The organism is Nonomuraea sp. NPDC004702 (assembly GCF_053601695.1).
In genome coordinates this window covers 355,695-372,203 of sequence record NZ_JBSGCE010000003.1, presented here as the reverse complement: position 1 = coordinate 372,203, position 16,509 = coordinate 355,695, and the positions used below count along the sequence as shown (strand labels likewise).

Here is a 16,509-nt window from a genome sequence, read left to right as displayed (position 1 = left end):
CTAGCGGGGCGTCCCGTCGCGCCCGCTTCTTCCGGCGAGGCTCTGGAGCTGCCCTTCGTGCACGCTGCTCACCCACTCCCAGCCCGGCTTGGCCGACGGGCCGATCCGCGGATCGGCGGAGACGTGGCCGTTCCGCAACCCGAGCACGTACGCCCGATCCTGCGCGATCCGCGCCTTCATCTGGTCGGACCCGCCGACGGAACCGTGGCCGGGGACGACGACGTCAACGCCGCCCGCCACGTCCTCCAGCAGCCGGAGGGCGGTGAGGTAGTCCTCGATCGGGTCGGCGGTGCCGTCCAGGTCGAGCATCGGAACCAGGACGTCGGACAGCATGTCGCCGGCGACGAGAACCCCGCGTTCCTCGATCAAGAGCGCCGCATGGCCGGGGGCGTGTGCTTGATGCTCGATGATGCGGACCTCGGGGCCGTCCCAGGGGATCCGCGTGGTTCCGGCGGGCAGGCCGGTGACGAGGCCGAGGAGGTCCATCGGTACCTGGCCGGCGATCTCCGTCTCCAGCAGGTGGTCGGCGACGCGGGCCTTCGCGGCCTCGTCCGGCAGCTGCTCGCGGACGGTGGCCGCGCAGCGCGCCGTGCCGTAACGGGGCGCGTCGCCGAGCCGGGCGTGCCAGAGCAGGTGATCCCAGTCCGGATGGGTGGAAAACCCCGCCACCACAGCCCGGCCTGATCCGGCGAGATCGTGCGCGAGGCAGTCGAGCTCGGCGCCGGTCACCCCGGGGTCGATGAGCAGCACCCCGGCCCGGCCCCGCACCGCAACGGCGTTGCTCTGCACGAACTCGCTCTCGTGAACCCACACGCCCTCCGCGACCTGCTTCAGCACGAGCTCGCCTCCTTCGCGTCCCGGACGGCGTAGCGGTGCATCGTGACGCCCTGCTCGAACGTCCGCTGCTCCAGCAGGTCGAGATCGATCGGCAGGTCGTAGTCGTCGAACAGCGGCCTGCCGAAGCCGAGGATCGCGGGGTGGGTGAAGAGCAGCAACTCGTCCAGCAGCCCCGCCCGGAGCAGCTGCGTCGCGAGCGTCGCGCCGCCCACGCTGATGCTGCCGTCGGTCTCGGCGCGCAGGGCGGCGAGCTGCTCGATCGCGTCGTCGCCGCCGATGATCCGGGTGTTGTGAGCGGCGCTGCGGCGCGTGCGGGAGACGAGCACCTTGGGCTTGGCGGTCCACATCTCGCCGTACTCACGCATGTAGTCCGGCAACGACGCGTCCTCGCCCGCACGTGGCCAGTACTCCTCCATGACCTCGTAGTAGACCCGCCCGTGGACCATGAGCGCGAGCGCCCGCATCTGCGCGTTGGCCGCGCGGTGCAGCTCCTCGTCGACACGCAGCCATTCGCCGGCGCCGGCGTCCCCCGGAACCTGCTCGATCCGCAGGTCGAGGGAGACCTGCATCGCGTAGACGAAGCGACCCATCAGCTCCTCCTCGGAAAAAGTGCTTGCAATTTGCAACTACTATAGGAGGAGCGAAAACCCTGTCAAGGAGGAGAGGAATCGTGGAACCACGGTCCGGATGCCCGATCAACGCCGCCGTCGAGGTGCTCGGAGATCGCTGGACGTTGCTCGTGCTGCGCGACGTCATCTTCCACGACCGCCGCCACTTCCGGGCGCTGCTCACCGGGTCGATCGAGGGCATCGCCTCGAACATCCTCGCCGACCGCCTCGTGCGGCTCGTCGAGGCGGGGATCCTCGCCCGCGGCACCGCCGCGCGAGGTCAGCGCGCCCGCTACAGCCTCACCGAAGCCGGCATCCGAACCCTTCCGATCATTTACGCCCTCGGCGACTGGGGCCTCGACTGGCGTCCGGGCAGCGACGACCTCCGGAACCGGCAACAGGCCATGCGGGACGAGGGCCCGGCGTTCATCGAGGAGCTGATGGACGAGCTGCGCGTCCGCCACCTCGGCGCCCCGCCGAAGCCGCACGACGGCCCCGGCCCGTTCGAACGCCTCGACGCCGCCGCCGCGCAAGAACACCACGATCGACGGTGACGGCTGCGAGCTGGTGGCGGCGGTCGGGCTTGAAGCCGTCCACGAGCACCACGGGCCGGGCCTGGCCGGTCGGCGGCTGAGATGAGCTGCCGATCGGCTGGAGTCGTTCGTCGGCCGGGAACCGCGCGAGGTCGCCCTGCTCGAAGGGCGCCGGCCGGGCTGTGGCGCGCAGCCGTCCCAGGTCGGATGCCGGAACGTCCGCGTCCATGGAGGGGGGCAAGATCAGCCGTTCGGCCGAGGGGGTTGTGGACTCGTGGCCGATGTCGGCATTGCCCCGGAACCGCAAGATCAACCGCATGGCACTCGACAAACCCAGAAGGCCCGTACTCGTAGCCGCCGTAGCCGGGGTGCTCGCCCTCACGGCCTCCCTCGCATGGACACCCGCCGCCGCCGCCGTGGCACCCGGTACGCCGTACCTCCCGAAGCCGACCGGCCCGCACCGGGTCGGCACGACGTCCCTGCACCTGACCGACGCCGCCCGTCCCGACCCGTGGGTCCCCGCGGCCAGGACGAGGGAGCTCATGGTCTCCCTGTGGTACCCGACGGCGGCGCAGGCCGGACGGCGGGCGCCGTACGTCACCCCCAAGGAGTCGGAGCTGCTCCTGAAGGGATCGGGGATCAAGGAACTGGAGAGCATTCCGCCGGACGGGCTGAGCCGCACCCGTACGAACGCCCTCGAAGACGCCGAGCCCTCGGGACGCCGGCGCGGCCTGCCGCTCGTGGTGCTGTCGCCCGGCTTCACCTGGCCGCGCAGTTCCCTCACGGGTCTGGCCGAGGACCTGGCGAGCCGGGGGTACGTGGTGGCCGGCATCGACCACACCTACGAGAACTTCGCCACCACCTTCCCTGACGGGCGGATCGCCACCTGCGCCGCCTGCGCGAACGCCGACGACGACGACTTCGGCCAGAGGGTGATCAGAAGCCGGGCGATCGACACGCGTTTCGTGCTCGACCAGTTGACCGGGTCGCGGCCCGCGTGGAAGGGCGGCGCCCTGATCGATCCGGCCCGGATCGCGATGGTCGGCCAGTCCATCGGCGGCGCCGCCGTCCCGGAGACCATGCTGCGGGACGCCCGGGTACGCGCGGGGATCAACATGGACGGCAGCCTGTTCCTCCCGATCCCCGACGGCGGACTGGCGCGGCCGTTCATGCTGATGGGCGCCCCCTCGAACGACGGCACCTGGAGACGCGACTGGGCACGCCTGACCGGGTGGAGACGCTGGCTGGTGGTGAAGGGGGCGCTGCACCCGTCGTTCACCGACTACGACATGCTGCTCCAGCAGCTCGGCGTCGACCTCGGCAGCGGCCTGAAGGAGACCCGCTCGCTGGATCTCACCCGCAGGTACGTCGCCGCCTTCTTCGACCTGCACCTGCGCGGCCGGCCGCAACCCCTGCTGAACAAGCCCTCCAAGCGCCATCCCGAGGTCCTGTTCTGCGGGCCGCCGGTCGAGAACTGCTGATGTGCACGCCTGCGCTCCGGACCGGTGACCACGCGCGGCGGTCAGAACAGCCCTGCCGTCCCGGCGCGGCCATACTGCGATTCGTGACTCTTGAACAGGTACGTGTCCACCACCGCACCGGGCAATGGTGCTCCGGCGTCCGAACCGGCGACAACATCGTGGCCTACGACGTCGAGATCCTTCCCCCTTGGCGGGTTCCCGGCCGTCCCACGACCGATCGCTGCTTCGTGATCGCCGACGAAGGGGTGCAGATCCGCAGGCCGGTCACCTTCGTGGACGCACTCGAAGGCGGGTGGTACATCGACCTGGTCGAGGTGGAGGAGTCGAGCCCGAAGCGGCTGACGGTCCGCGACCTCTACGTGGACATCGTCGTGCCCCCGGCCGGCCCCCGCTACGAGGTCCTGGACCTCGACGAGCTCGCCGACGCGCTGCGGGACGGCGTCATCGACGCCGCCACCACGGCCAGGGTGCTGCGGGACACCCAGCGCTTCATCGACAGGCATCTGCGCAACCTGAACCAGGACCCGCCGAACTCGTGGCCGGACTTCCCGCCCGCAGCCGTGCTGGACCTGGCCGGCCTGCCGCCCTTCGACGTCACACGGGGCTGAACCAAGGCGTCCTCGGCCCCGAAGCGACCGCGCCACCACGGAGGAACCCCGCCGACCGGCCGGTACGGCCATGGTCTACCGTGATCGCCATGAAGGCGGCTGCTCGGTATTTGTGCTGGTTGGCGTGGGCGCAGAAGGGCCGGGTCGCCTTAGGCGCGACGCTGGGCACCCTGTGGACGGTGGGCCTCACGCTCCCGCCGTACCTGTCCAGGGCGATCGACGACGACCTGGCGCCCGGCTGGGTGCTGGCGCTGCTCGGCGCCGGCCTGGTCAACGCCTGGCTGGCGATGATGCGGCACCGCACGATGACCAAGATCCGGATGGACGCCAACTTCCGCACAGTGCGCGCCCTGGTGGAGCAGATCAACACGCTCGGCGCGGACCTGAACAGGCGCACCTCGGCAGGCGAGGTCGTGACGATCGGCATCGGCGACGTCATCACGATCGCCGCCGCGCTGACGGTGACCGGCCCCGGGGTGGGCGCGGTGATCAGCTACGGGGTGGTGGCGGCGCTGCTGCTGCAGGTCTCCGTGGTGCTGGCCGTGGTGGTGCTGCTCGGCGTGCCGGTGCTGGGGATCGTGCTCGGGCCGCTGCTGGGGCGGTTGATGAAGGTGCAGAACGGCTACCGCGAGAGCCAGGGCAGGCTGACCGCCCGGCTGGTGGACCTGATCGAGGGGCTGCGGGTGCTCAACGCGTTCGGCGGCAAGGGCGCCTACGCCGAGCGTCACCTCGCCGACTCGGCGCGCCTGCGCGAGCAGGGGTACCGGGTGGCGTCGCTGACGAGCTGGATCGGCGCGCTGGGCGTCGGGCTGCCGGCGCTGTTCCTGGCCGCGGTGACCTGGCTGGGCGCCAGGCTGGCCGCGGAAGGCACGATCACGGTGGGCGAGCTGGTCGGCGTGTACGGATACATCGCCATGCTGGTGGTCCCGGTGTCCTTCTTCATCGAGGGCAGCTTCCAGATCACCCACGGCCTGGTCTCCGCCCGGCGGGTCACCCGCTTCCTCGCGCTGCGGCCCGGCGACCGGCCCCGCTCCACCGAACCGGAGATCACGCCGGGCAGCTTCGTGGGGCTGGTCAGCGCCCGTCCCGAGGAGAGCGTGGCGCTGCTGGAGAGCCTCGGCGGGTTCGACGGCACGTCGTTGATCGCCGACCACGACGCCGCGCTGTTCACCGGTACGCTGCGCGAGGTCCTGCAGGGCCGGGGCGAGGCCGACGACGAGACCATCCGTCGCGCGGTCGCCGTCGCCGCCGCCCAGGACGTGGTCGCCGGGCTGCGCCACGGCCTGGACTCCGTGATCGAGCCGGGCGGCCGCAACCTGTCGGGCGGCCAGCGCCAGCGGGTGCGCCTGGCCAGGGCGCTGGTGGCCGATCCCGAGCTGCTGCTCGCGGCGGACCCCACCTCCGCGCTGGACGCGCACACCGAATCCCTGCTCGCCCAGCGCCTTCGCACGGCGCGCGCCGGCCGCACGACGGTCGTCGCCACCACGTCGCCGCTGCTGCTCGCCCAGGCCGACCAAGTCCTCCTGATCGAGGACGGCCGGGTGGCCGCCACCGGCACCCACCGCGACCTGCTGGAATCCAGCGACGCGTACCGGACGGTGGTGTCGTGACCCGCGACCTCCCCGTCGCCGACCGCAGGCGCGTACGGCAGGCGGCCCTGCGCCTGATCCGCCGCGACGTCCCCGGGTTCACTGCCACCCTGCTCCTCAACGGCCTGGCGGCGGCCGCGGCCCTGGTCAGCCCGTGGCTGCTGGGCCGCATCATCGACACCATCTCCGCCGGCGGGGCGATCGACCTGCTCGCCGCGGTCGCCGTGGGCGGGGCGCTGCTGCAGCTCGTCCTGTCCCGATACGCCGAGCGGACCGGCACCCGCTTCAGCGAGCGCGTCCAGGAGCACATCCGGCAGGAGTTCCTCGACCGCGTGCTCGCCCTGCCCGCCGCCACCGTCGAGCACGTCCGCACCGGAGACCTGACCGCCCGCGGCACCACGGACGTCAGCGTGGTCGGGTACACCCTGCGCAACGCCGCCCCGGCCGTGCTGATCTCCTCCCTGCAGGCGCTCTTCCTCGTCGCGGCCGTCTTCCTGGTCGACCCGCTGCTGGGAGCCTGCGGCCTGGTCGCGCTCGCCGGCGTCGCGGCCGCCTCCCGCTGGTACCTGCGCCGCGCCCGCGACGCCTACCTGGAGGAGGGCGCCGCCCGCTCGGAACTGGCCGAACACCTGGCCGCGGGCGCCGCCGGCGCCCGCACGATCGAAGCCCTCGGCCTGCAGGACCGGCGCACCCGCGCCGCCGAGCGGGTGATCGAGCGCGGCCGGGTGGCCCAGCTGCGCACCCTCTTCCTGCGCGGTGTGCTCTGGCCGTCGGTGGAGGTCTCCGCCCTCCTCCCGCCGGTGCTGGTCCTGCTGCTCGGCGGCATGCTGCTGGACGGCGGCCAGGTCACCCTCGGCGCCGTCGTCTCGTGCGTGCTCTACCTGCGCCAGCTCCAGCAGCCCATCGAGACCGTCCTCATGTGGATGGAACAGCTGCAGAGCAGCGGCGCCGCCTTCGCCCGGATCGAAGGGCTCCGGCCCCCGGCGGCGCAGACCGACGTGGTCGCCCCCGAACCCCGGGACGACCACATCGTGGCGGCCGGCGTGCACTTCGCCTACGAATCGACCGGCGACGTCGTCACCGGCGTGGACCTGACCGTGCGGCCCGGCGAGCGCCTGGCCGTCGTCGGCCCCTCGGGAGCCGGCAAGTCCACGCTCGGCAAGCTGCTGGCCGGCATCGACCGGCCCCGCCTCGGCACGGTCACCGTCGGCTCGGTCCCGGTCGCCGACCTGTCTCCCGCCCAGCTGCGCAAGCACGTCGTGCTGGTCACCCAGGAGCAGCACCTGTTCCTCGGCACCGTCCGCGACAACCTCCGGCTGGCCGACCCCACGGCCGACGACAACCGGATGGAGAAGGCCCTCGCGGCGGTCGGCGCCGACTGGGTGGCCTCGCTGGACGACGAGCTCGGCCCGCATTCCTCCGGCGGCGAACTCGGCCCCGACCGGGTGCAGCAGCTCGCCCTGGCCCGGGTCATCCTGGCCGACCCGCACACCGTCATCCTCGACGAGGCCACCGCCATGCTCGACCCGCGTACGGCCCGGCGCGCCGAACGGTCGCTGGCGGCGGTGCTGGACGGACGCACGGTGATCGCGATCGCGCACCGGCTGCACACGGCACGGGACGCGGATCGGGTGGTGGTGATGGAGGGCGGCCGCGTCGTGGAGGTCGGCGCGCATGACGAGCTGGTCGCGGCCGGCGGGGTCTATCAGGGGTTGTGGAACTCCTGGCACGGCTCGCGCCCTTAGCGGGTGGGCTGCCGGGCGTGCCGGTCCTCCGGGCGGAGGACCGGTCGGGCCGCCCGCCGGCGCCCGCGCAGGACTGACACCCCCCCGGTGGCCGTCACGCGTGGCTGGCCACGCGGCCCTCGCCGGCGCTCATCTCGGGCCAGAACTCCCGGTACCGGCCGGAGTGGAAGACGAGCGGCTCGCCCCCGGCCCGCTGGAAGCGTTCCACCGCTCCGACGAGGATGTGATGGTCGCCGCCGTCGTGGACGCGCTCGGTGCGGCAGACGAAGCTGGCCAGCGTCCCGGCGAGGATCGGCAGCGGCGTGCCGAGCAGCTCCACCCCGGCGAACTTGTCGGCCGCGGGGGTGGCGAAGCGGCTGGACAGGTGGCCCTGGTCGGCGGCCAGGACATTGACGGCGAACCGCCCGGCCCGCAGGAAGAGCGGCGCGCTGGGCGCCCGGTTCGACAGGCACCACAGCAGCAGCGCCGGATCGAGCGAGACCGAGGTGAGGGAGTTGACGGTCACGCCGGCCCGCTCCCCGTCGGCGGTCACCGTCGTGATCACCGCCACCCCGGTCGCGAACTGCCCGAAGGCGTCACGGAGCGATCTCATGCCGTCACCCTGCCCAGATAGGTCTCGGCACGGCCGGCGTCCATGAACCACTCGGCGTAGTCGGCCGGGTCGTCGAAGCCGTTGACGAAGCGGGAGGCGATCTCCGGGCGCTGACCGGCGGCGCCCAGCAGCGCCAGGTGGTGCGGCTCGGCCGGCGCGAGCAGGGCGTTGGTCCAGTTCGTGACGTGCTGGGCCTGCGTCCAGAACAGGTCGAAGGTCTGGCGCATCCAGTCGGCGTCGAACGGCCGGTCGCCGCGTTCCACGATGGCCCGCAGGTAGGTGGCGGCGCATTTGGCGGCGTTGTTGCTGCCCTGCCCGGTGATCGGGTCGTTGAGCACCACGACGTCGGCGACGCCGAGCACCGGCGCGCCGGAGGGCAGCACGGCCACCGGACGCCGGACGGTGGGGGCGAAGCGGCCGGTCAGCACCGCGTTGGCGTCGGTGAGCTCGATGCCGGCGCAGCGCTCGGCCTCCCACGGGAAGAAGGTCTCCAGGATCCGGCGGCTGCGGGCCAGGTGCTCGGCGGGGCCGCGGACGTCGCCCCAGCAGTCCATGGGGCCGTCCGGGACGCCCTCGAACACCATGATCTCGCAGGGGCCGGTGTGCGTGAGCGCGGGGAAGACGAAGTACTCGCCCACGCCGGGCAGCAGGTTGAAGCAGACCGCCGAGTGACCAGGGCGCGGGGCGAGGCCGTTGACGTAGGTGACGGCCAGCGCGCGCTGCGGGGTGGCGTAGGGGGAGCGGGCGGGGTCGCGTTCGAAGAGGGAAGCGATCTGGCCCTTGCCCGCGGCGACCAGGACCAGGTCGTACCGGGCCGCGTAGCTCTCCAGGTCGTCGGGGGTGGCGTCGTGCAGGACGAGCTTGCCGCCGAGCCGCTCGAACTCGCCCAGCCAGGCCGGCATCTTCAGCCGCTGGTCGACCGAGCGGGCGGGGACGTCCAGCCGCGCCGCCCAGTCGAGGGCCTTGCCGCCCTCCGGGCTCGGGACCGTGAGCGCGATGCCCTCGATGGGCGGGCAGACGTCGGCCCACCAGTCGAGGCCGAGCTCGCGCTCGTGGGCCTGCGCGGTGCCGAACATGGCCTGGCCGGACATCACCCGGCCGTCGCGGATGGACTCGGGGGTGCGGTTGGAGACCACGGTCACGTCGTAGCCGTGCTGGAGCAGGCCGATGGCCAGGTGGAGACCGGCCTGGCCGGCGCCGACGATGAGGATGTCGCGCATGGTGGTGTCCTTCTGGTGTGGTGTGGAGGATCTGATCGGCGCCTGAGAAGAACGGTACGGGCGGCGCGTGCGCCCGTGCCATCCGCTGAGCGCGGATCTCATCCGCCTGACGCGGGACCTCTGCGCAACGTCTCCGACGGCGGCTGCCCGTACCTCTCGCGGTACTGGGCGGCGAACCGTCCCTGGTGCAGGAATCCCCATCGGGCGGCCACCGTGGTCACCGTGGCCCTGGCCGGGTCGGCCGTCCTGAGCTCGTCGTGCACGCGCGTCAGCCGCACCTGCCTGAGATGGGCCATCGGGGACAGCCCGAGATGCGCGCGGAAACCCTCCTGCAGGGAGCGGCTGCTGACCGCGACGGCGCCGGCGATGTCCGTGGTGCTCAGCGGCAGGTGGGCGTGCCCTTCGATGAACTCCATCGCCCGGCGCACCACCTTCGGCAGCGCGGGCGGCCTGGGAGCGGTCAGCCGGTCCAGGTAGTTGGAGGGCTGCATGGTCAGCAGCAGGGTGATCAGGGCGTTCTCCAGATGGGCGACGGCCAGCGGGTGGCCGGCCAGCCCGTCGTCCCGCTCGGCCTCCCTGACCAGCAGGTCGGCCATGTCACGCCAGGAGCGGGTCCAGCCGGTCGTCAGGTCCATGCCGAGGTCGAAGACGACCGGGCCGTCGAGCGGCTCGCCGAGCATCTGCTCCAGCGCGCGTTCGATCGCCGTGCGCTCGAACTTGACCAGCAACTGCGGGCAGCCGGCGGCCCAGCGCATGTCGAGGTGGCGGGTCGGCGAGGGCAGCGAGGCCAGGGACGGGGAGGAGACGACCTCCTCGTCTCCGGCGCGGATCAGGCTGCGTCCGGCGAGCGGGATCATGACCAGGAAGAACGTGTCGAGGTCGCCCGGCTCGATGTGCACGTCGGCCCCGTAGTCGAGGTAACTGATGCGGACCGCGCCGAGTTGCACGGAGTTGAACCGGGCCGACAGCAGGTCCGCGTCCCCGGCCAGGTCCAGCCGGTGCGGGCAGAACACCTTGGCGACCTCGCCGCGGACCTCGTCGAGGTCGGAGCTGGCGAAGACGGCACGGTTGCTGAGGAGCACACCAGATGATCGGGCGTCCCGCCCTCGGCGTTCCAGGTAAAAGTACGTACAAGAGATCCGCCGCCCTGACCCATTGGAGACGATCTGCACATGCAATACCTGATCTCAGTGATCGACGACAGGACCAATTCGGCCACCCCGGAGGAGCACGCGGCGATCGACGTGTTCAACGAGCGCCTCCGGACCCAGGGCCACTGGGTCTTCGCCGGCGGCCTCACCGCGCCCGCCACGGCCACCGTCATCGACAACCGGGGCGCGGAGGCGATGGTCACCGACGGGCCCTTTCTGGAGTCCAAGGAGTACCTCGCCGGCTTCTGGATCATCGAGGCCCCCGACCTCGACGTGGCGCTCCGGCTCGCCGCCGACGGGTCGAAGCACTGCAACCGCAAGGTCGAGGTGCGACCGTTCCTGTGACCGACGTCCGCGAGGCGGTCGCCCGGGCCCACCACGAGGAGTGGGCGCGGGTGGTCGCCGCCCTGACCAGGCGCTTCGGTGACCTCGACATCGCCGAGGAGGCGGCCGCCGAGGCGTTCGCGACCGCCGTCGAGCGGTGGCCGGCCGACGGCGTGCCGCCCAACCCGGGCGCCTGGCTGACCACCACCGCCAACCGCAAGGCCATCGACCGGATCCGGCGCGAGAGCAAGCGCGACGACAAGCACAGGAAGGCTCAGATGTCCCACGACGACCCACCCGAGCCTGCCGGCGCCATCGACGACGACCGGCTCCGGCTGATCTTCACCTGCTGTCATCCGGCGCTGGCGATGGAGGCCCGCGTGGCGCTGACGCTGCGCCTGGTCGCCGGCCTGACCATGCCCGAGATCGCCCGCGCCTTCCTGGCCCAGGAGAGCGCCGTGGGGCAGCGGATCACCCGCGCGAAGGCCAAGATCAAGGCGGCGCGCATCCCCTACCGGGTGCCGTCCGCCGAGGATCTCCCGGCGCGCGTCTCCGGCGTGCTCGCCGTGCTGTTCCTGGTCTTCAACGAGGGCTACCTGGCCACCGGCTCCGGCACCGATCCCGTACGGCACGAGCTGACCGCCGAGGCGATCCGGCTCACCCGCCTGATCCGCGCCCTCCTGCCGGACGACGGCGAGGTGACCGGGCTGCTGGCGCTGATGCTGCTCATCGAGGCCCGCCGCCCCGCCCGGGTCTCGGCCGGCGGCGAGCTGGTCGCGCTCGACGAGCAGGACCGCGGGGCCTGGGACGCGGCGCTGATCGCCGAGGGCCACCGGCTGGTGCGCGAGCGTCTGGCCGCGGCCGCCGCCGGGGTGGCGCCGGGCCGCTACCAGATCCTCGCGGCGATCAACGCCGTGCACACCTCCGCCCGCGACATGCGCGACACCGACTGGTCGCAGGTCCTCGCCCTGTACGACCAGCTCGTCCGCGTGGACCCCTCGCCGATCGTCGCGCTCAACCGGGCCGTCGCGGTCGCCGAGCTCGACGGGCCCGAGGTGGCGCTGGCGGCCGTCGACCGTCTCGGGGACAGGCTGGCCGGGTACCACGCCTACCACGCCACCCGCGCCGACCTGCTGCGCCGGCTGGGCCGCGGCCAGGAGGCGCGCGCCGCCTACGACAGCGCCATCGACCTGGCCGGCAACACCGCCGAGACCGCCTCGCTGACCCGCCGCCGCGACCGGCTGCGGCCCGGGTGATCAGGCGGCCTTGCCGCGGGCGATGTAGAGCTTCATGTCGGTGAAGTCGAGGGTGAGGTTGTAGGGCTTGAAGAAGCAGTGGGCGAAGTGGCCGATCCCGTCGAAGCCCGACCCGTAGGGCCAGGGCACGTTGACCGGCATGTTCGGGTCCGCCTCGCAGTAGACCCGCTGAGCGACGGCGTCGCCGAGCCGGAGCTCCTCCGGATAGCAGGGGTGGGTGATGGTCGGGTGGCTGTGGGCGAACGTCTCGATCGGGCGGTCGAGGTCGACCCGGACCCCCAGACGTCTGGCCACCTCTCCTGGCATGCCCGCGGCGATCTCGCCGACCCCGCCGAGGTTCACGCCCACCACCCGCGGGCCGGACCCCGCGATGCTGCCCACGCTGTGCACGTCGTGGTCACGGGACAACCACATCGGCAGCGGCTCGGCGCCCGCCCGCGCGGCGGCGGCGCGTGCCTCCCTGGCCGCCTCGGGGGTGCGGCGGCGCAGGATGAGGTGCCGGCCCGCGTAGTCGAACGTGGTCAGCAGGTGGTAGAAGACCCACGTGCCGATCAGGCCGTCGCCGTCGGTGCCGACGTCGGCGCCGGACTCCGTCGACGACCAGCCGACGGGGACGTTGCGCAGTTCGATGCCGCCCAGCCTGAAGGAGTCCAGCACCCCGTAGTGCACCCAGATGGGCGTGCCCTCGAAGTCGGTCTTCTGGCTGACGACGGCCTTCAGCCCCGCCTCCTTGGCCGCCGACGCGGTCAGGCTCAGGTTCGGGGCGCCGGTGTAGAACGTGAAGCGCTTCGCCGGTCCGCCGTTGACCGAGGCCTCCACCAGCGGCCGCGGGTCCATCTGCAGGAACCGCACCCGGCCGACGTCGCCCTTGATCTGGTACGCCTCCCCGCTGATCGCCGCGAACCACTTGGCGTAGTCCTCCGCGCCGGCCGCCTTCCAGCACGGAACGGAGAGGGCGAACTTGTCCTGCCGGATGTAGCAGTCGCCCAGGAGCTCGTTGGCCTCCTTGTCGCCGGGCGCCAGGCGGACGGCCGTCTTGAGGTATTTCTCGGCCTCGGGGAACCGGTTGGACAGCAGCGCGACATGGCCGCGCCGGCGGGCCGCGTGCAGGTTCCCGGGGTCCTTCTTCAGGATCTCCTCGTACGCGCGGCCGGCCTGCTCGAACTTCCCGGCCTTGAACAGCGCGTCGGCGTCGCCGCCGTCGGCCAGCGCCGTGGCCGCCCCGTCCAGCAGCGGCGCCGTCGCGGCGGCGCCGGCCAGCACGGCGGCCCCCCGGAACAACGAGCGCCGGTCCCATCTCCCGTCATCGGCCGAAGCCTTCTCCCTTTCCATGCCCCCCAGTCAAGGGGGACGGCTGTTGCCGTGAGGTATGCGTTTTTCGATACGCCCGCGATACACCGGGCGCGGCGGCCGGTCCTGCCACAATCGTCGTATGCGTCTGTGGACGGTGCAGCACCGGGCGGTCCTGGCCACGCTGGAGACCGGGGGCGAACTGGCCGGCGACTGGGCCCGCCTGTCGATCCCCTCGTACCGGCCGGTGTACGAGGCGATGGTGGGGGAGATGGCCAGGCGGGGCCTCGACTGCCGGGGCCGTCCGCCGGTGTGGGCGTGGCCCGGCCCGGACACCCGCGACGCCACGGTGGCCGTCACCGCCGAGGCCCTGCTCTGCCCGCAGACCGAGGAGGAGTACGCCCGTTACGTCGTCCTGGACCTGGACGTGCCGGACGACCTGGTCCTGCTCAGCTCGTACGGACGCTGGAACGACTTCATGGAGGCGGTCCTGCTGGGCGCGGGCCCGGCCGCCATGGACTGGTCGATCGGCGAGGAGGAGGTCGCCGGTGTGCAGGCGTGCCTGCCGTACGTGCCGGCCGGCTGCGTGCTCGCCGCCCGCCCTCTGGAACCGTTCGACGAGTCCCTGGAACCCACTGCTTGACGCGACGCCCCGGCGGAACGGCTCGCCGCCGCCGGTCAGATCACCAGGCCGCCGGAGACGCGCAGGTTCTGGCCGGTGATCCATTGGGCGTCGGGCCCGGCCAGGAAGGCGACGACGTTGGCGATGTCCTCCGGACGTCCCAGCCGTTGCAGCGGCGTCAGGGCCACGGTGTGCTCGATGGCCTGCTCCAGGTGCTCACCGGCGGCGGCGCGCATCATGTCCGTGTCGGTGGCGCCGGGGGAGACGCTGTTGACCGTGATGCCCCTGGGGCCGAACTCGCGGGCCGCGACCGCGGTGATCGACTCCAGCGCCGCCTTGCTGGCGAAGTACAGGGCCAGGCCCGCCACCGCGCCGCTGGAGGAGATGTTGACGATCCGTCCGCCGTCACCGAGCCTTTCCGCGGCGGCCTGCATGACGAAGAACGGGCCCTTGGTGTTGACCGCCATCACCTCGTCGAAGTCGCTCTCGACGGCGTCGCGGATGTCTCCCATCGGGTTGATCGCCGCGTTGTTGACCACCACGTCCAGACCGCACAGGCACCGGTCGACCTCGCCGAAGAGGTGCTTGAGGTCCTCCAGGCGCCCCTGGTCCGCCCGTACGGCGATCGCCCGCCCGCCGAAGGCCGTCACCTCGGCCACCACCGCCTCGGCCGCCGCCCCGTCGCGGTGGTAGGTGAACAGCACCGCCGCGCCCTCGCGGGCCAGCCGCTGCACGATCGCCCGCCCGATTCCCCGCGATCCGCCGGTCACCAGTGCGTTCTTGTTCTCCAGCGTCCCCATGTCGACTCCTCGCCGTAGGCGGCTCCCCTGATGGGAGCCGGTCACAGCGAAGTCGGAGCGGCGGCGCCGGTCTCGACGTCCGCGCGGGAAAGAATTCCGGCCTGCCCGGCCGTACGGCCCCCAGCGGTGCTGAGGGCCGTCAGAAGCGGGGGATCAGACGCCGAACGCCGCCGCGTAGCGGATGACGCCGTTCGGGACCGGCCGCTCGGGGTCGAGGGCGAGCGCCATCATGTACTTGTCCTCGACCTCGAACGGCGGCCGGATGCCGAAGCCGGAGGCCGGGGTGAAGCCGAACCGCGGGTAGTACTCGGCGTGACCGAGCACGACCACCAGGTTCTCGCCCTGCTCACGGGCCGCGCGCAGAGCGGCGCGGATGGCGGCGGAACCCGCTCCCTGTCGCTGGCGTCCGGGCCGGACGGCGCACGGGCCCAAGGCGACGGCGGGGGAGTCGCCGACGTGGCAGCGGGTGAGCAGCGCGTATCCGGCGAGCTCGCCGCCGGGAGCCTCGGCCAGCCAGGCCAGGCCGGGCAGCCACGCCTGCGGGTCGGCCCGCAGCGCCTCGACGAGGTCGGCCTCGTGCGGGCCGGGGAAGGCCGAGAGGTTGATCTCGCGGACGGCGGCGGCGTCGGCGGCGTTCTCGGGACGGGTGATCCAGGTAGAGGTCATGATCGGGTTCGTCTCCTTGTCCTTCTGCGGATGCGGGACCTGGCCGGTGTTCGTGGCGGACGGAACGGACGGGCGCGGGATGCGGCCGGTCATGACTGCCGGTCCCGGAACCTGTAGGTGGCGCGCAGGTGACCGGTGATGGCCTTCTTGTGGTTGACGCGCTCGTCGCGCAGCCGGGCGTCGGTCCGCGAGGCCGCCCAGGCGTTCTCCCGTTGCAGCTTCCGGTAGCTGCGCAGGCGGCGTCCGGACAGCTCACCCGACTGGATGGCGGCCTGGACCGCGCATCCCGGCTCGGTGTCGTGGGCGCAGTCGGCGAAACGGCAGGACGCGGCGAGCTCTTCGATCTCGGCGAAGACCTGCTCCAGGCCGTCGGCGGCGTCGTGCAGGCTGATCCCGCGCAGGCCGGGCGTGTCGATGAGGACCCCGCCGCCCGGCAGGGGCAGCAGCTCGCGGCGAACGGTGGTGTGGCGGCCCTTGCCGTCCTGCGCCCGCACCGTGCCGGTGGCCAGCAGGTCCGCGCCGAGCAGCGCGTTGCCGAGGCTGGACTTGCCCGCGCCCGAGGGGCCGAGCAGCACGGTGGTGCCGCGCGCCAGCGCGGCCAGCACGTCGATGTCGCGACCGGTGGCGACGCTGGTGACGAGGACGTCCACGCCGGGCGCCAGCGCCTCGACCTCGTCGTGGACGGCTCCGGCGTCGTGGGCCAGGTCCGCCTTGGTCAGGACGATCACCGGCTGCGCCCCGCTCTCCCAGGCCAGGGCGAGCAGCCGTTCCAGCTTGGCCGCGTCCAGGGGCGTGGCCAGGGACAGGGCGATGAGCACCGTGTCGACGTTGGCGGCGAGCACCTGTCCGTGGGAGGACCTGGACGCCGACGAACGCACGATCGCGCTGTGCCGCGGCAGCAGCGCCACCAGCTGCGGCTGGGCGCCTGGGCGCAGCGCGGCCCAGTCGCCGGTGCACGGCGTCAGGAGCGGGTCGGGCGGGTGCGGCGCGGCGAACGTGGCCCGCACCGGGCCCTCGGCGGTGACCGCCGTGCACAGGCCGCGGTCGACCCGGGAGATCCGGGCCGGGACGAGGCCCGCTTCGTAGTGTTCGGTGAAGGTTCGGTCGAGTGTGCTGGTCCACCCGTACCGGGACAGGCCGGATGGATCGGTGTACGTGTGTGACAACGTGAGACCCTTGCGGAGAAG

The 16,509-nt window shown here is 72.5% G+C and carries 17 protein-coding genes; 8 read left to right on the top strand and 9 right to left on the bottom strand.

Annotated features, from left to right (window positions below; translation table 11 throughout):
- Positions 1-837, bottom strand: coding sequence for an MBL fold metallo-hydrolase (locus ACWEJ6_RS06685; RefSeq protein ID WP_452421862.1), 837 nt, complete (start codon positions 835-837; stop codon positions 1-3).
- Positions 831-1,427, bottom strand: a complete 597-nt coding sequence (locus ACWEJ6_RS06680; RefSeq protein ID WP_452421860.1) for a dihydrofolate reductase family protein — start codon at positions 1,425-1,427, stop codon at positions 831-833. Before ACWEJ6_RS06680 ends, ACWEJ6_RS06685 begins: the two co-directional genes overlap by 7 nt.
- 80 nt (positions 1,428-1,507) lie before the next feature.
- Between ACWEJ6_RS06680 and ACWEJ6_RS06675 the strand changes: the two genes are divergently transcribed.
- The 5 genes from ACWEJ6_RS06675 (at position 1,508) to ACWEJ6_RS06655 (ending at position 7,401) form a co-directional block, all read left to right on the top strand.
- Positions 1,508-1,999 carry a winged helix-turn-helix transcriptional regulator gene (locus ACWEJ6_RS06675; protein WP_452421858.1) on the top strand — a complete coding sequence of 164 codons (492 nt, stop codon included), beginning with the start codon at positions 1,508-1,510 and terminating at the stop codon, positions 1,997-1,999.
- Between the two features lie 296 nt (positions 2,000-2,295).
- Positions 2,296-3,459: an alpha/beta hydrolase family protein gene (locus ACWEJ6_RS06670; protein WP_452421856.1), complete on the top strand. Its 1,164-nt coding sequence runs from the start codon at positions 2,296-2,298 to the stop codon at positions 3,457-3,459.
- 83 nt (positions 3,460-3,542) lie between these two features.
- A complete protein-coding gene (locus ACWEJ6_RS06665; RefSeq protein ID WP_452421854.1) occupies positions 3,543-4,067 on the top strand; it encodes a DUF402 domain-containing protein in 525 nt (174 codons plus the stop codon).
- 89 nt (positions 4,068-4,156) lie between these two features.
- A complete protein-coding gene (locus ACWEJ6_RS06660) occupies positions 4,157-5,677 on the top strand; it encodes an ABC transporter transmembrane domain-containing protein (RefSeq protein WP_452421852.1) in 1,521 nt (506 codons plus the stop codon).
- Positions 5,674-7,401 (top strand): ABC transporter ATP-binding protein, encoded by a 1,728-nt coding sequence (locus ACWEJ6_RS06655; RefSeq protein WP_452421850.1) that lies wholly within the window; start codon positions 5,674-5,676, stop codon positions 7,399-7,401. The genes ACWEJ6_RS06660 and ACWEJ6_RS06655 overlap by 4 nt, the downstream gene beginning before the upstream one ends.
- A gap of 94 nt (positions 7,402-7,495) precedes the next feature.
- Here ACWEJ6_RS06655 and ACWEJ6_RS06650 read toward each other — a convergent pair whose 3' ends face one another.
- The 3 genes from ACWEJ6_RS06650 to ACWEJ6_RS06640 all read right to left on the bottom strand — a co-directional run bounded on the left by ACWEJ6_RS06650 (position 7,496) and on the right by ACWEJ6_RS06640 (position 10,295).
- Positions 7,496-7,993 (bottom strand): flavin reductase family protein, encoded by a 498-nt coding sequence (locus ACWEJ6_RS06650; RefSeq protein ID WP_364336114.1) that lies wholly within the window; start codon positions 7,991-7,993, stop codon positions 7,496-7,498.
- Positions 7,990-9,213, bottom strand: coding sequence for a styrene monooxygenase/indole monooxygenase family protein (locus ACWEJ6_RS06645; protein WP_387674541.1), 1,224 nt, complete (start codon positions 9,211-9,213; stop codon positions 7,990-7,992). Before ACWEJ6_RS06645 ends, ACWEJ6_RS06650 begins: the two co-directional genes overlap by 4 nt.
- A 98-nt stretch (positions 9,214-9,311) precedes the next feature.
- Positions 9,312-10,295: an AraC family transcriptional regulator gene (locus ACWEJ6_RS06640; protein ID WP_452421848.1), complete on the bottom strand. Its 984-nt coding sequence runs from the start codon at positions 10,293-10,295 to the stop codon at positions 9,312-9,314.
- A 90-nt stretch (positions 10,296-10,385) separates the two neighbouring features.
- Between ACWEJ6_RS06640 and ACWEJ6_RS06635 the strand changes: the two genes are divergently transcribed.
- Positions 10,386-10,709: a YciI family protein gene (locus tag ACWEJ6_RS06635; RefSeq protein ID WP_452421846.1), complete on the top strand. Its 324-nt coding sequence runs from the start codon at positions 10,386-10,388 to the stop codon at positions 10,707-10,709.
- Positions 10,706-11,944, top strand: a complete 1,239-nt coding sequence (locus ACWEJ6_RS06630; RefSeq protein WP_452421844.1) for an RNA polymerase sigma factor — start codon at positions 10,706-10,708, stop codon at positions 11,942-11,944. Before ACWEJ6_RS06635 ends, ACWEJ6_RS06630 begins: the two co-directional genes overlap by 4 nt.
- Here ACWEJ6_RS06630 and ACWEJ6_RS06625 read toward each other — a convergent pair whose 3' ends face one another.
- Complete coding sequence (locus ACWEJ6_RS06625) at positions 11,945-13,276, bottom strand: tetratricopeptide repeat protein (protein WP_452421842.1); 1,332 nt, start codon at positions 13,274-13,276, stop codon at positions 11,945-11,947.
- A gap of 100 nt (positions 13,277-13,376) precedes the next feature.
- Between ACWEJ6_RS06625 and ACWEJ6_RS06620 the strand changes: the two genes are divergently transcribed.
- On the top strand, positions 13,377-13,877 hold the full coding sequence (locus tag ACWEJ6_RS06620) for a hypothetical protein (protein ID WP_452421840.1): 501 nt from the start codon (positions 13,377-13,379) through the stop codon (positions 13,875-13,877).
- 35 nt (positions 13,878-13,912) lie between these two features.
- Here the strand turns inward: ACWEJ6_RS06620 and ACWEJ6_RS06615 are convergent, their stop codons facing one another.
- From ACWEJ6_RS06615 to rsgA, 3 genes are all read right to left on the bottom strand, one after another.
- On the bottom strand, positions 13,913-14,656 hold the full coding sequence (locus ACWEJ6_RS06615; protein ID WP_452421838.1) for an SDR family oxidoreductase: 744 nt from the start codon (positions 14,654-14,656) through the stop codon (positions 13,913-13,915).
- A gap of 153 nt (positions 14,657-14,809) precedes the next feature.
- Positions 14,810-15,322, bottom strand: a complete 513-nt coding sequence (locus tag ACWEJ6_RS06610) for a GNAT family N-acetyltransferase (protein WP_387675573.1) — start codon at positions 15,320-15,322, stop codon at positions 14,810-14,812.
- 89 nt (positions 15,323-15,411) lie between these two features.
- Positions 15,412-16,488, bottom strand: a complete 1,077-nt coding sequence (rsgA, locus tag ACWEJ6_RS06605; protein WP_452421836.1) for a ribosome small subunit-dependent GTPase A — start codon at positions 16,486-16,488, stop codon at positions 15,412-15,414.
- Positions 16,489-16,509: the final 21 nt, after the last annotated feature.